The following is a 15,145-nucleotide window of genomic DNA, read 5'->3' on the forward strand; positions in this document are numbered from 1 at the left end:
CGTGTTTACTATCCCGTGGCCGGGATCTTAATCGGAGTCGGGCTCGCTGCGGCGGTGCCCGTCGTGGTGGGACAGGTTCAGCGCCGTGGTCACCAGCGGGAAGTGGCTGAACGCCTGCGGGAAGTTGCCGACCTGGCGGCCGATGCGCGGGTCGTACTCCTCGGCGAGCAGCCCGACGTCGTTGCGCAGCGCCAGCAGCCGCTCGAACAGCTCCCGGGCCTCCTTCTCCCGCCCGATCGACAGCAGCGCGTTGGCCAGCCAGAAGCTGCACGCGAGGAACGCGCCCTCGTCGCCCGGCAGCTTGTCGGCCGCGTCCGCGCGGTCGGTGCGGTAGCGCAGCACGAAGCCGTCCACCATCAGGTCCTCGCGGATCGCCTCGATGGTGCCGACCACGCGCGGGTCGTCGTAGGGCAGGAATCCCACCTCGGGGATGAGCAGCAGGGACGCGTCCAGTTCGTGGCTGCCGTAGTACTGGGTGAAGGTGTTGCGCTCGGCGTCGTAGCCGTACTCGCACACCTCGGCGTGGATGGTGTCGCGCAGCGCCTTCCAGCGCTCCAGCGGCCCCTCCTTGCCGTACTCCTCGATCATCCGCACCGCGCGGTCGGCAGCCACCCAGGCCATGACCTTGGAGTGCACGAAGTGCTGGCGCGGGCCGCGCACCTCCCACAGGCCCTCGTCGGGTTCCGACCAGCACCACTCCAGGTAGTTGACGAGGGAGCGCTGCAGACCCCACACGTGCTCGCCCGCGCTCATCCCCGACTTCTGCGCCAGGTACAGCACCTCCATGACCTCGCCGTAGACGTCGAGCTGGTACTGGCCGACGGCGGCGTTGCCGATGCGCACCGGCCGGGACTCGGCGTAGCCGGGCAGCCAGTCGGCCTCCCACTCGGCGAGCCGCCGCTCGCCGCGCACCCCGTACATGATCTGGATGTGCTGGGGCTCCCCGGCGACCGCCCGCACCAGCCACTCCCGCCAGGAGTGCGCCTCGTCGGTGTAGCCGCTGCGGATCAGCGCCTCCAGGGTGATGGTGGCGTCGCGCAGCCAGCAGTAGCGGTAGTCCCAGTTGCGCACGCCGCCGATGTCCTCGGGCAGCGAGGTGGTGGGTGCGGCCACGATGCCGCCGGTGGGCCGGTAGGTGAGCGCCTTGAGGGTGATCAGCGAGCGCACCACGGCGTCGCGGTAGCGGCCCTGGTAGGTGCAGCGGGACACCCAGTCGCGCCAGAACCGCTCGGTCTGGGCGAGGGCCTTCTCCGCGTCGAGGTGGTCGGACTCCTCGGCGTGGGAGGGGTGCCAGGACAGCACGAAGGGGACGCGCTGGCCCGCGGTGACGGTGAAGTCCGCGTCGTGCATGAAGTTGTGGCCCTCGAGGGGGACCGGCCCGCTCAGCCACACCGAGTCGGGTCCGGCGACGGCCACCACCTCGCTGTCGACGCGGTGGATCCACGGCACGACGTTGCCGTAGTCGAACCGCAGGCGGATGGCGGTGCTCATCCGCACGGTCCCGGTCACGCCCTCGACGATGCGCACCAGGTGGGGGTGGCCGCCGCGCGGGGGCATGAAGTCGATGAGCCGGACGGTCCCGTCGGGGGTGTCCCACTCGCTCTCCAGGATCAGCGTGTCGTGGCGGTAGCGGCGACGGGTGGCCGTGCGCTCGCCTCCGGTGGGACGGATCCACCAGTTGCCGTTCTGCTCGTCGCCCAGCAGGGCGGCGAAGCAGGCGGGGGAGTCGAAGTGCGGAAGGCACATCCAGTCGACCGACCCGTCCCGCCCGACCAGGGCAGCGGTCTGCATGTCGCCGATCATCGCGTAGTCCTCGATCAGTGCGGACACGCCGATCACCCCCATCAAGGTTGCCGGAAGTCTTCCGTGTGTGGACGGGTCGCCAAATGCAGGGGCGCGGTGGTGGGAATCCACACCCGCGCCCCTGGGGCCTGCTGGAGGCAACGTTAGTCATGCCGGAGCGTGTCCGCTGCCACCTAGACCGATGTATAGATCACGTTCCCGACACAACGTTCATGAAGTGAAGATTTCGGTGGAAAGAAGGGCAGGAAAAAATATTGTTGCGCCGTTCGGGCGCATTGTCGCTTTTCGGGTCCGTCGACCGTTCCCCGGGGCGGGAGGGGCGGAGGGGAGACGGAGCCGCTTCCCCTCCACGCTATCCGGCCGCGGCCCGGTCGACGTGCAGCGGGGGGAGGAAGAGCTGCGTCAGCGGCCCGATCGACACCGCGAACAGCAGGGTACCCACCCCCACGGTTCCGCCCAGCGCGAAACCCGCGGCGACCACGGACACCTCGATGAGCGTGCGGGCCGCCACGATCGACAGGCCGCGCTCGGCCAGCCCTGTCATCAGACCGTCGCGGGGGCCGGGACCCAGGCCCGCGCCGATGTACAGACCACTGCCCAGAGCCACGGTCACGATGCCCGCCGCCAGCATCAGCCACTGCCCCACCGGGGTGCCAGGTTCGGGCAGCCACAGCAGTGAGACGTCCAGCGCCACGCCGATGCCCACCACGTTGAGCAGCGTGCCCACCCCGGCCCGCTGCCGCAGCGGAATCCACAGGAGGATCACCGCGGCCCCGGTGACGATCACCCACGTGCCGATCGACCAGCCCGTGCGCAGGTGCAGGCCCTGGTGCAGCACGTCCCAGGGGGCGGCGCCCAGTCCGGCGGCCACCTGCGCGGCCAGTCCGAGGCCGAACAGGTACAGGCCGACACACAACTGCGCCAGGCGGCGCGGGCGGGGCCGGGGCAGCGGCGGTGTGACAAACGCCCGCCGGGCCAGGGAGTGCCAGGAGAGGGGGAAAGCATCCGAGGAAGTCGATCGTGCCATGAGAGGGATAGTGGCGTGATAGAACAGTGAACAGTAGAGCCAATCGGAGAAAGTGGCACCGTGATGGCCCAAGGACGCCGGATCAGCGGGCACCTGCTGGCCCGAATGGTCGGAACCGCGGCCCGGCAGCGCCCCTACTACCTGGCGCTGGGCCGGGCCCTCAGCGGACTCGTGCTGGACGGCCGCGTGCCCACCCACACCCGCCTGCCCGCCGAACGCGAACTGGCCGAGGCCCTCGGTGTCAGCCGCAACACCGTCACCGCCGCCTACACCTGGCTGCGCGAGCACGGCTACCTGGACAGCCGCCGGGGGGCGGGAAGCTGGACGGTGCTGCCCGACAACGGCGGCGGTCCGACGCTGGCCCCCGACCCCGAACGCGTCGACCTGGGAGTGGCGGCCCCACCGGCGGTCGAGGGCCTCACCGAGGCGGCGCGCCTGGCCGCCGGACAGCTCGCCGCGCACGTGGGCGGCCGGGGCTACGCCGTGCTGGGGCTGCCCGAACTGCGCCACGCGGTGGCCCGCCGCTACACCGAACGCGGCCTGCCCACCACCCCCGACCAGATCTTCGTCACCAACGGAGCCCAGCAGGGCGTGGCGCTGCTCATGGCGCTGCTGGCCGACCCCGGCGACACCCTCCTCGCGGAGTCGCCCACCTACCCGCACTCCCTGGCCGCGGCACGCCACCTGGGCCTGCGACTGCGCACCGTCGGCGTCACCTCCGCGGGCTGGGACACCGAACTGCTGCTCGACGCCTTCCGCCACTGGCGGCCCCGGATCGCCTACCTGATCCCCGACTTCCACAACCCCACCGGGGCGCTCATGGACGACCGGACCCGCGCCGAGGTCGTGGCCGAGGCGCGCCGCACCCGCACCGCGATCGTCGTGGACGAGAGCGCCGCCGAACTCGCCCTCGACCCGGACGGCCGGCCCGCGCCCACCGCCGTCCACGACACCGACGGCCGGGTCTTCAGCGTGGGCAGCGCCTCCAAGCTGCTGTGGGGCGGACTGCGCGTCGGCTGGATCCGCACCAGCCCGGCGACGGCGGCCCGCCTGAGCTCCCTGCGCCAGCGCGTCGACCTGGCCACCCCGGTCATGGAGCAGTTGCTCGCCACCCACCTGCTCGCCGACCTTCCCCGGGTCCGCGCCGAACGGGACGGCCAACTGCGGCGCAACAGGGACGCCCTGGCCGCGGCGCTGCGCGAGCACCTGCCCGACTGGCGCTTCACCGCCCCCGCGGGCGGCTGGGTGCTGTGGGCCAGGATGCCGAGCCCGACCGCCACCGCCCTGCACGGGGCGGCCGAGCGGCGCGGCGTGCACCTGGCTCCGGGCCCGGCCTTCGGCGTCGAGGGCTCCCTGGAGTACCACGTGCGGCTGTCCTACACCCAGCCGCCCGAGGTCCTGCGCGACGCGGTGCGCCGCGTCGCCGACGCCTACGCCGACACCTCCGCCCGCCCCGGCGCGGCGCCGGGCGGCTTCTACGTCTGAGCCCTCAGCCGCGGCGGGAGGCGGCGACCCGCGCGGCGAACCGGGACACCTCCTCCAGTACCTCCTCGCGGTTGGTCTCGTTGAACACCTCGTGCCGCGCCCCGGGGAAGATCCGCGCGGCGGTGTCGGGGCCCGCCAGCGCCAGGACGCCGCGCAGCGTGCCCTCCAGGGGCACCAGGCGGTCCTCGGAGCCGTGCAGCCACAGCAGCGGGACGCCGATGCGGCCCGCCGCTGTGGCGCGGTCCAGCTCCACGCGCAGCGCCCGCAGGGTGGGCCGCTTGAACGGACCGTGCCAGACCAGCGGGTCGGCGGCGTAGGCCGCGCCCACCTCGGGGTCGCGCGACAGGGTCGCGGTGTCGACGGGCTCGTCGGGGATCTCGGGTTCGGCGAGCATGCGGTCGACGACCGCCCACTCGCCCAGCACCGGGCCGCTCAGCACCAGCCCCGCCGCCTCGCCGGGGTGGGTCTGGACGTAGCGGGCGGCGACCAGCCCGCCCATCGAGTGCCCGACCACCACCAGCGGCAGCGACCGGTAGGCGGTGCGCGCCTGGGTGACGACGCGGTGCACGTCCTCGACCACCCCGGCGAAGTCGTCGACGAGCACCCGCTCGCCCGACGACTCCCCGTGCCCCCGGTGGTCGACGCCGTAGCAGACCGCGCCGCGCTCGCACAACCGGCGCGCCACGTGCTCGTAGCGTCCGATGTGCTCGCCGTAGCCGTGCACCAGCACCACCAGGCACCCGGGGTCGGCTCCGGCCCGCGCCCACGCCCTGACGTGCAGCTTCCCCGCCCCCTGCGGTCCGCCGGGCAGGTTCCAGTCGCGCACGCCGATCACGGCGGCCCCCAATCTCCGAGCTGTCCTCCGTCGCCTGAGACGATAACGCGGACCGCGCCGGACGCGCCGTCCCCGTGTCGTTGCCGCGCCCGGTGTCACCGGCGGAGACTAGGGTAGGGAGGCCACGGTTCCGCGCCCCCAACCGTCACGGGAGGTGACGCCGGTGCTGTCCGACTCCTACGGGAGGGTCGCCACCGATCTGAGGGTCTCCCTCACCGACCGCTGCAACCTGCGCTGCACCTACTGCATGCCCCCCGAGGGGCTGGAGTGGCTGCCCAAGCCGGAACTGCTCACCGACGACGAGGTCGTCCGGCTCGTCCGCATCGGCGTCACCCTGCTCGGCATCCGCGAGGTGCGCTTCACCGGCGGCGAGCCGCTGCTGCGCCGCGGCCTGCCCGGCATCGTCGCGGCCACCACCGCGCTCGCCCCCCGACCGAAGACCGCGCTCACCACCAACGGCATCGGTCTGGCGCGCGTCGCTCCGGCGCTGGCCGAGGCGGGCCTGGACCGCGTCAACGTCTCCCTGGACACCCTCGACCCCGAGGTCTTCGAGAAGCTGGCCCGCAGGCGGCGGCTGGACGACGTCCTGGAGGGGCTGGCGGGCGCGGCCCGAGCCGGACTGACCCCGGTGAAGGTCAACGCGGTCCTCATGCGCGGCGTCAACGACCACGAGGCCGTCGACCTGCTCGGCTACTGCCTGGAGCACGGCTACCGGCTGCGGTTCATCGAGCAGATGCCGCTGGACGCCCAGCACGGCTGGCGGCGCGAGGACATGGTCACCGCCGACGAGATCCTGGAGCGCCTTTCTGACGCCTACGACCTCACCCCCGTCGACGCCGCCGAGCGCGGCAGCGCCCCGGCCGAGGAGTTCTCCGTCGACGGCGGCCCCGCCACGGTCGGCGTCATCGGCTCGGTCACCCGCCCGTTCTGCGGGGCCTGCGACCGGGTGCGGCTGACCGCCGACGGCCAGGTCCGCAACTGCCTGTTCGCCCGCGAGGAGTCCGACCTGCGCGGCCCGATGCGCGCGGGCGCCGACGACGCCGAGATCGCCGAGCGCTGGCGCGCCGCGGTGGCCGCGAAGCTGCCCGGCCACGGCATCGACAACCCCGAGTTCCTGCAACCGACCCGCCCGATGTCGGCGATCGGCGGCTGACCGCGCCGAAGCCCGCGTCCTCCGGTCACCCCTCTCCTCCGGGACTCACCGAGGTGTGGGTGTCGGGTTCTGCGGTGGACGCGGGTTCTTCTCGGAAGAGCCCGGGGAAGGCGGGGCATTCCGCCCCGGCGCCCGGGGCGGGCTCCCACGGGTTGGTCGTGACTGGTCGAGGCGTCCTGGGCGCCGAGTCCGGGCGCGTCTCCACGGGCGGATGAGGGGGCGAGGACACCGGTCGCCCCGCGCCGGTCTGCCCGTGGCGCGGGATTGTCTTCGCGGGCGCGGGAGGGCGGGGCCGTGGCCGGACTCGGCGCCGGGGCGCCTCGACCGGCCACCGGCAGCCGGTGGTGTCCCATCGCGGGGGCTGGGCTGGAACACCCCCGGACCGATCGGCCGGTCCGTCTTCCCCGCACGGCCGGTGCCCGCCGCGAAGGCGGCCGTCACACCTCAGTCAGGTGGTCTTCACCCAGGGGGCCGTGCGGCCCCAGCCCCGTGAGGTGAAGACCACCTGGAAACCACCCACGGGACCGAGGTTCCAAAGCCCCCGGGCCCGTCACCGTTCCGGGTCCTCCGGGGTCAGCGCGCCGCTGGTCAGCCCGTCGCGGGCCAGTTCCGCCGCCCGTGACGCCAGCTCCGCCAGCCGCCTGGCCTGCCGCTCGAACTCCTCCAGGGAGCGGAACGCCGCCCCGTAGCGGTGCTGCTCGGCCACGTCCATCTGCGGCACCCGCGCCGATCGGGCGTCGGTGCGGAACACGCCGCTGGCGCTGGTGGAGCGGCGCGTGTTGGCCGCGCTGCGCAGGAAGCCGTTGAGGAAGTCGGTGTCCAGGCGGTCGCTGGTGGAGCGCAGGGCGTCGCCGTCGATCTCGGCCAGCCCGTTGTCGACCAGGTCGGCCACGCGCACCTGGGCCGCGCCCAGCTCGCGGGACCCCTCGGCCAGCTCGGGCAGGGTGCGCGCCACTTCCGCCAGGACCTCGCGCAGTTCGGCGCGCACGGCCGCGTACTCGGCCGGATGGTCGGGCACCACCTGCGGCGTGTGGCGGCCCGGGGTGAGGTCGACCCGGTCGTCGAGGAGGTCGATCAGGGGCACCTCGACCCGCTGGTGCTCGGCCGGGTCGAGGGGGCCGTCGGGGTCGGCCGACGACAGGTCGGTCATGCGCACCGAGGCGACCGCGTCGGACGGCGTCTCGGGGCGGCGCAGCAGCCACAGGTGCACCGGCTGGGCGTGCGCGGCGGCCATTCCGGCGGGCAGCGCGACGACCTCGGTGAGCAGGCCGCGCCGCACCAGGTCGGCGCGGATGCGGCGGCCGGTGCGGCGGTAGGCGGCCGACGTCGACATGACGACGACTGCGCGGCCCCCGGGCGCGGTGTGCGCGTAGGCGTGCTGCAGCCAGGCCAGTTCCGCCTCGGCGCGGGGCGGCAGCCCCAGCTCCCAGCGCGGGTCCAGCAGCAGTTCCTCGCGGCCCCAGTCGGCGGTGGCCGTCGGCGGGTCGCAGACCACCAGTTCGGCCTGGTGGCCCGTCCACCGGTCGGCGCGCAGCGAGTCGCCGACGCGCACCTCGGCGTCGGTGGACAGCTCCACCTCGGCGCGCAGCCGGGCCAGCCGGGCGGCGTCGGGGTCGACCTCCTGCCCGGCGCGCCGCGCGTCGGGTCCGCCCACGGCCAGCAGCAGCGAGCCGATGCCGCAGGCCGGGTCGAACACGCTGGCCGCGTCGTCCCCGGCGAAACGGGCGACGGCGCGCACCAGGCGCGCGGTGGAGGAGGTCTCGGTGTCGCCGCGCTGCGGGGAGTTGCGCAGCCGGGCGACGAGGGCGGCCAGGACCTGCGCGGGGGAGGTCTCCTCGGAGAGCTTGCGGGCGACGCGGACGGCCTGGGAGTCGGTCTCCGCGCCGTCGCGCAGCGCCTCGGCGACCTCGCAGACGCCCCGCACCATGCTCTCGGGGTGCTCGCCGCGCAGCGCGTGCCAGAGTCGGACCTCGTCGGACTCCTCGTAGCCCTTGTCCTGCCGCTCCAGCCAGGCCCGCACCTGCGACAGCGCGAACAGCGGGCTGGACTTGGTGCCCCCGACCGGGTCGGGGAAGTCGTCGTGGCGTCGGCGCCAGTTGGACACCGCGGCCCGGGTCACCCCGGCGAGCCGGGCGATGTCGGCCGCGGTGACGTGCTGCTCGTCGGTAATCCGAGCGGTGCTCTGCATAAGTTCACAGTACACGGGTGTGCGCGACGCTAACACGGGGAGTGGCGGTGGTGTCGGTCGCACGGGTGCTCCGCCTGGTCGGTTCCGCGCCGCCGGGGCGGCCGGTCGGGACGGCAGCCCGGTTGTCCACTTCGAAAAACCATTGTACGTTTGCGAAGTAAACAATAAATTGTGGTGGCGGGCGGTGAAAGTTCCGTGTACGCCTGACAGTGCGCCGACGCCTCTGGGAACATGGGCTCACCGCCGGTCAGGTGCGCCGACGGCACGGCAGAGCGCAGAACATGGGGAAGGGCGATGGAGCGGCAGTTCGTGGCGGACCGGTTCCGACTGCGGGAACTCCTCGGTCGGGGCAACATGGGCGAGGTCTACCGCGCCGAGAACGTCTGGGCCGAACTCGGCGACCCCGACCGGCAGGTCGCCCTCAAACTGATCCTCCAGCGCCGCTCCGGCGCGCCGGTCGACCCCGACGACGCCCAGGCGCAGCGGTTCGCCCGCGAGGTCGAGATCATGCGCCGCCTCGACCACCCCGGCATCCCCCGCCTGTACGAGGGCGGAGTCGACACCTCCGACGGCGCGCTGCCCTACCTCGCCATGGAGCTGCTCGACGGCCACCCGTTGTGCGACCTCTGCGACGAGGAGCCGCAACTGCCGGTCTCCTGGGTCGCGGCGTTCGGCGCGCAGATCGCCGACGCCCTGGACGCCGCGCACACCGCCGGAATCGTCCACCGCGACCTCAAGCCCGCCAACGTGATGCTGGTGCGCGGCGGCCGGGTCAAGGTCCTCGACTTCGGCATGGGCCGCATCGTCGACGACCCCAACATCGCCCGGCTCACCAGCACCGCCGCGACCGTGGGCACCGCCCGCTACATGGCCCCCGAGCAGTTCGACAACAGCCGGGTCACCGCCGCCGCCGACCTGTACGCCCTGGGTTGCGTCCTCTACGAACTGCTCACCGGAGGCCCGCCGTTCACCGGCAACACCCTCCTGGAACTGGGCCAGGCACACCAGAAGCAGCCCCCGCCGCCCCTGGGCGTGGTTCGCAAGGGCGTACCCAGCTCCCTGGTCAGCCTCGTCGACCGGCTGCTGCGCAAGGACCCCGCCGCCCGCCCGGCCAGCGCCGCCGAGGTCCGCGACGCCCTGCTGCCCCTCGCCGTCGGCGACTCCGCGGTGGTCGGCTGGGACGACTACAACCCGCTACGCTGCCTGCCCCGGACCGTCCCCGCCGCGACAGAGGCGGACACCCCCGGGACGCCGGAATCCCGAGGCGGCGCGCCCACCGGCGTCATGGACGTCTTCGGCCTGCACGACCGGCTCATCCGCGACTACCGCGCCTTCACCGAGGGCGGCACCGTCATCCGCGACGGGCGCATCGCCGACTTCCTCGCCAGGGACCTGGACGCCAGGTCCCAGTGGCCCGACCCGTGGCTGTCGCTCAACCCGTTCTTCGCCTCCGGCGGCACCGTGCCGAACCTGGTCGCCGAGGGCCTGCTGCACGAGGAGTGCGCCCGCGTCTTCCGTACCGGCAAGTCCCCCGACGACACCACCGGAAAGAGCGGACGCCCCCTCACCCTGCACCGCCACCAGCGCGAGGCCGTCCACGCGGCCAGAAGTGGACACTCCTACGTGCTGACCACCGGCACCGGTTCCGGCAAGTCGCTGTCCTACCTCATCCCGATCGTCGACCGGGTGCTGCGCGAACGCGAAGCCCAGGGCCCCAGGGCGGCCAACCGGGTGCGCGCCATCATCGTCTACCCGATGAACGCCCTGGCCAACAGCCAACTCAACGAACTGGAGAAGTTCCTGGTCCACGGCTACGGCAAAGGCCGCGAACCGGTCACCTTCGCCCGCTACACCGGCCAGGAGGACGAGCGCCGCCGCAAAGAACTGCGCGACAACCCGCCCGACATCCTGCTCACCAACTACGTGATGCTGGAGCTGATGCTCACCCGCCCCGGTGACCGCAACTCCCTCATCACCATGGCGCGCGGCCTGGACTTCCTCGTCTTCGACGAACTGCACACCTACCGGGGCCGCCAGGGCGCCGACGTCGCCCTGCTCGTCCGCCGTGTCCGCCAGGCATGTGAGGCCCCGAACGTGCAGTGCGTCGGCACGTCGGCCACCATGTCCTCCGAGGGCGGTGCCGAGGAGCAGAAACGGGTCGTCGCCGACGTCGCCACCGGAATCTTCGGCACCCCCGTCCACCCCGACCACGTCATCACCGAGACCCTGGTCCGCGCCACCGACGACGCCCCCGACAGCGTCCCCGCCGAGCGGCTGGAACGCCCCGACGCGCCGCGCGCCTACGCCGAACTGGTGCGTGACCCGCTGGCCCGCTGGATCGAGAGCCGCTTCGGCCTGGCCGCCGACGTCTCCGGCCGCCTGGTGCGCCAGCGCCCCGGCCGCATCGAGGACGCCGCCGCCGAACTCTCCGCCGACACCGGCGTGTCCCGCGAGCAGTGCGTGCGGGCGATCCGACGCACCCTGGAGGCCGGAGCCGAGGCCCGCCACCCGCTCAACAACCGCCCCCTGTTCGCGTTCCGCCTGCACCAGTTCCTGTCCAAGGGCGACACCGTCTACGTCACCCTGGACCACCCCGAACGCCGCTACCTCACCCGCGACTACCAGATGGAGCAGCCCGGCTCCGACGGCAGGGTGCTGCTGCCGCTGGCGTTCTGCCGCGAGTGCGGCCAGGAGTACCTGACCGTGTGGCGCACCGAGACCGCCGACGGCGCCGTCTACAAGCCCCGCCGCGACACCGCCGCCACCGCCGACGGCGGCGTCGAGGGCTACCTGCACGTCGACCCCGACAACCCCTGGCCGCGCACCATCGAGGACGCCATCGAACAGCGCCGACTCCCCGAGTCCTGGCTGGAGGACGACGAGCACGGCCAAGAGCGCGTCCGCAACGCCTACCGGGACCGCGCGCCCCGCCGCGTCACCGTCGACGTGCGCGGCGTCGAGGGCGGCGACGGAGTCGACGCCGCGTTCATCCCCGCGCCGTTCCTGTTCTGCCTGCACTGCGGGGTCAGCTACGAGCAGGTGCGCGGCAGGGACTTCGCGAAACTCGCCTCCCTCGACCAGGAGGGCCGCTCCTCGGCGACCTCCCTGGTCTCGGCGTCCATCGTCCGCTCCCTCAACGCCGTGCCGCGTGAGGCGCTGCCCGCCGAGGCCCGCAAACTCCTCACCTTCGTCGACAACCGCCAGGACGCCTCCCTGCAGGCCGGGCACTTCAACGACTTCGTGCAGGTCACCCAGTTGCGCGGGGCGCTGTACCGGGCGCTGGCCGACGCCGGGGAAGACGGCCTCACCCACGACGACCTGGCCAACCGGGTCGCCGACGCCCTCGCTCTGGACCCGGCCGACTACACCGGGAAGGCGGACCTGGCGCCCCGACTGCTCGCCAACGCCGCCTCCACGCTGCGCGACGTCATCGCGTTCCGCCTCTACCTGGACCTGGAACGCGGCTGGCGGGTCACCATGCCCAACCTGGAGCAGACCGGCCTGCTGCGCGTCGACTACGCCGACCTGGACTGGCTGGCCGCCAGGGAGGAGGCCTGGGACGACGCCCCCCGCTGGCTGCGCGCCGCCGACTCCCACACCCGCGGGGAGATCCTGCGCGCGCTGATGGACGAGATGCGCCGCGCCCTGGCCATCGACGTGCAGTGCTTCCGCGACGACTTCGACTCGCTGCGCCGCGCCAGCGAGGAGCGCCTCACCGACCCGTGGGTGCTCACCGAATCCGACCGGCCCCGCGTCGGCACCGCCTACCCGCAGCCGTCCCGGCCCGGCATGGACCGCAGCGGACTGTTCCTGTCGGGGCGCGGCAAGTTCGGCAAGTACCTGCGCCGCGTCCACTTCGACGACATGGGCGTCGACGACGCCCAGGACGCCATCGCCTTCCTGCTCAAGGTCCTGACCGGGGCGGGCCTGGTCACCGAGGTCGCGGCCGCGCCGCGGCGCGCCGGACGCCGCCGCTCCACCGCCCCGGCCGCCACCGGCTACCGGGTCGACTCCGCCTGCCTGATCTGGCGGGCCGGGGACGGCCGGGCCGGCGTGCACGACCCGCTCACCCGCACCTACGCCGCCGGGCAGGGGCCGCGCGTCAACCCGTTCTTCCGCGACCTGTACCGCGACGCCGCCGCGTCCCTGGCCGGGCTCACCGCGCGCGAGCACACCGCCCAGGTGCCGCCCGAGGTCCGCGAGCGGCGCGAGGAGGAGTTCGGCAGGGCCGAGCTGAAACTGCTGTACTGCTCGCCCACGATGGAGTTGGGCGTGGACATCGCCCAGCTCAACGCGGTGATGATGCGCAACGTGCCGCCCACTCCCGCCAACTACGCCCAGCGCAGCGGCCGGGCCGGGCGCAGCGGCCAGCCCGCGCTGGTCACCACCTACTGCTCCACCGGCAACAGCCACGACCAGTACTACTTCCGCCGCTCCGACCGCATGGTCTCCGGTGTGGTCATGCCGCCCCGCCTGGACCTGACCAACGAGGACCTGATCGTCGCGCACCTGCAGGCGATCTGGCTGGCCGAGACCGGTCTGAAACTGGGGCGCGCCGTCCCCGAGGTCATCGACGTCAGCATTGACGAGACCCAACGCCGCCCCGATCCCACGCTGCGGTTGCACGACACGGTCACCGCCGCGATCGCCGACGAGGCAGCCCAGCGCCGCGCCGTCGCCGCCGCCCGCGAGGTGTTCGCCGACATCGCCGACCAGTTGGAGCAGACGGTGTGGTGGGACGACGACTGGCTGGAACGCAAGGTCAAGGCCGCCCCCGCCGAGTTCGACCGCGCCTTCGACCGCTGGCGCGACCTGTACCGGGCCGCGCTGGTGGACCGCGCCGAGCAGCACCGCCGCATCGTCGACCACAGCCTGTCCGAACGCGACCGCAACCAGGCGGCGCGCCGCCGCCGCGAGGCCGAGACCCAACTGGCCCTGCTCAAGAACGAAAGTGTCGACAGCAAGTCGCTGCTCAGCGACTTCAACCCCTACCGCTACCTGGCCAGTGAGGGCTTCCTGCCCGGATACTCGTTCCCGCGCCTGCCGCTGGCCGCCTACATCCCCGCCTCCGGTCGCCGCGCCGAGGAGGGCGACTTCCTGCAACGCCCCCGCTTCGTGGCGATCCGCGAGTTCGGCCCCGGCGCGCTCATCTACCACGAGGGCGCCCGCTACCAGGTCACCCGCATCCAACTGCCGCCGGAGACCACCGGAGAACTGGCGACGTCGGAGGCCCGGCGCTGCGAGCACTGCGGTTACCACCACGACCCGCGCGAGCGCGCCGACCGCTGCCAGTTGTGCGACCACCCGCTGGGCGCGGCCACCCACGGTCTGCTGCACCTGCACACCGTCTACACCCGGCGCCGCGAGAAGATCTCCTCCGACGAGGAGGAGCGCCGCCGCGCGGGTTTCCGCCTGGTCACCTCCTACCGGTTCCAGGACCACGGCGACCGCCTGGGCCGCCAGGACGCCCACGTCGCCGACGACGCGGGGAAGATCGCGACCCTGCACTACGGCGATTCGGCGACCGTGCGCATCACCAACCTGGGCCGCCTGCGCGCCAAGAAGGACGAACCCGACGGCTTCTGGTTGGACCCGGCCACCGGCCGCTGGCTCAACGAGCAGGACGCCAAGAAGGCCGTCGGTGACGCCGACGAACTGCCGCTGATCGAGGACGGCGGCCGGGAGCGGGGCCGCAAGAAGCGCGTCATCCCCTACGTGGAGGACCGCCGCAACATCCTGGTGCTGCACCTGGACGAGGCGCTGCCGCAGGCCACGGCGGTGTCGCTGATGTATGCCCTGGAACGCGGCGTCGAGGCGGCCTTCGAACTGGAGGACGCCGAACTCACCAGCGAACTGCTGCCGCCGGAGGGCGACTCCCGCGACCGGATGCTGTTCACCGAGGCCGCCGAGGGCGGCGCCGGAGTGCTGCGCCGGTTGCAGTCCCAGCCCGGCCACCTCGCGAAGGCCGCGAGGGTCGCACTGGCCATCTGCCACTTCGCCGAGGACGGCACCGACCTGGGCGGGGCGCACTGCTCGCGCGGTTGCTACACCTGCCTGCTCACCTACGGCAACCAGCGCCACCACGACCTGATCGACCGGCACGCCGTGCGCGACCTGCTGCTGCGCCTGGCCTCGGCCGAGACCCTGCCCACCGGCGCGGGCGTGACCCGCACCGACCAGATGCGCGTCCTGGCCCAGCGCTCCGACACGGGCCTGGAACGGGACTTCGTGTCCTGGTTGAAGGAGCGCGGTCACCGCCTACCCGACGACGCCCAGGTGTACGTGCCGGAGGCAGGCGCCCGCCCCGACTTCGTGTACCGGCTGCCGGGCGCGCCGGTCGCGGTGTTCGTCGACGGTCCCGTGCACGCCGACGCCCGCGTCGCCGAACGCGACGCGCAGGCCGAGCAGCGCCTGATCGACGCCGGATGGGATGTGGTGCGCTTCCCGCACGACGCCGACTGGGCCGCCATCGTCGCCGGTATGCCGTCCTACTTCGGCCCGGGAAGCGACCGGTGACCCCGGACCGTCCGACCGGCCCCCGCTGAGGACGGCGGCGGTGGGGCGGCGCCGTGACCGGCGTGCGCCCCACCGCCCCGGTTGCGCCCGCCCCACCCGACCGGTTGACTTCCCGCACACCCTGACCTTCCGACCCGC

At 73.2% G+C, this 15,145-nt stretch carries 7 protein-coding genes; 3 read left to right on the top strand and 4 right to left on the bottom strand.

From position 1 onward, the window contains the following. Nucleotides 1-27: 27 nt before the first annotated feature. Nucleotides 28-1,845 (bottom strand): glycoside hydrolase family 15 protein, encoded by a 1,818-nt coding sequence (locus NI17_RS04345; RefSeq protein WP_234401743.1) that lies wholly within the window; start codon nt 1,843-1,845, stop codon nt 28-30. A gap of 310 nt (nt 1,846-2,155) precedes the next feature. Then, entirely contained in the window at nt 2,156-2,830 is a 675-nt protein-coding gene (gene yczE, locus NI17_RS04350) for a membrane protein YczE (RefSeq protein ID WP_234401742.1), read from the bottom strand. Nucleotides 2,831-2,893: 63 nt separating this feature from the next. Between yczE and yczR the strand changes: the two genes are divergently transcribed. Beyond that, on the top strand, nt 2,894-4,315 hold the full coding sequence (gene yczR / locus NI17_RS04355) for a MocR-like transcription factor YczR (RefSeq protein WP_068689205.1): 1,422 nt from the start codon (nt 2,894-2,896) through the stop codon (nt 4,313-4,315). A gap of 4 nt (nt 4,316-4,319) precedes the next feature. On the opposite strand, the gene NI17_RS04360 is transcribed toward yczR, so the two are convergent. Then, the gene (locus NI17_RS04360) at nt 4,320-5,150 is read right to left on the bottom strand and encodes an alpha/beta hydrolase (protein ID WP_068689204.1); all 831 of its coding nucleotides are present in this window, start codon (nt 5,148-5,150) and stop codon (nt 4,320-4,322) included. A gap of 163 nt (nt 5,151-5,313) precedes the next feature. Between NI17_RS04360 and moaA the strand changes: the two genes are divergently transcribed. Beyond that, nucleotides 5,314-6,303 (top strand): GTP 3',8-cyclase MoaA, encoded by a 990-nt coding sequence (gene moaA, locus NI17_RS04365; protein WP_243597606.1) that lies wholly within the window; start codon nt 5,314-5,316, stop codon nt 6,301-6,303. 550 nt (nt 6,304-6,853) lie between these two features. Here moaA and NI17_RS04370 read toward each other — a convergent pair. Then, entirely contained in the window at nt 6,854-8,491 is a 1,638-nt protein-coding gene (locus NI17_RS04370) for an N-6 DNA methylase (RefSeq protein ID WP_068689203.1), read from the bottom strand. A 294-nt stretch (nt 8,492-8,785) separates the two neighbouring features. Between NI17_RS04370 and NI17_RS04375 the strand changes: the two genes are divergently transcribed. After that, entirely contained in the window at nt 8,786-15,007 is a 6,222-nt protein-coding gene (locus NI17_RS04375) for a protein kinase domain-containing protein (protein ID WP_243597607.1), read from the top strand. Nucleotides 15,008-15,145: the final 138 nt, after the last annotated feature.

Source organism: Thermobifida halotolerans, from assembly GCF_003574835.2.
GTDB lineage: Bacteria > Actinomycetota > Actinomycetes > Streptosporangiales > Streptosporangiaceae > Thermobifida > Thermobifida halotolerans.

What these genes read in the sequence shown, in the direction of transcription:
- yczE (WP_234401742.1), bottom strand. Translation starts at nt 2,830, where the DNA reads ATGGCACGATCGACTTCCTCGGATGCTTTCCCCCTCTCCTGGCACTCC.
- NI17_RS04345 (WP_234401743.1), bottom strand. Translation starts at nt 1,845, where the DNA reads ATGGGGGTGATCGGCGTGTCCGCACTGATCGAGGACTACGCGATGATC.
- yczR (WP_068689205.1), top strand. Translation starts at nt 2,894, where the DNA reads ATGGCCCAAGGACGCCGGATCAGCGGGCACCTGCTGGCCCGAATGGTC.
- NI17_RS04375 (WP_243597607.1), top strand. Translation starts at nt 8,786, where the DNA reads ATGGAGCGGCAGTTCGTGGCGGACCGGTTCCGACTGCGGGAACTCCTC.
- NI17_RS04370 (WP_068689203.1), bottom strand. Translation starts at nt 8,491, where the DNA reads ATGCAGAGCACCGCTCGGATTACCGACGAGCAGCACGTCACCGCGGCC.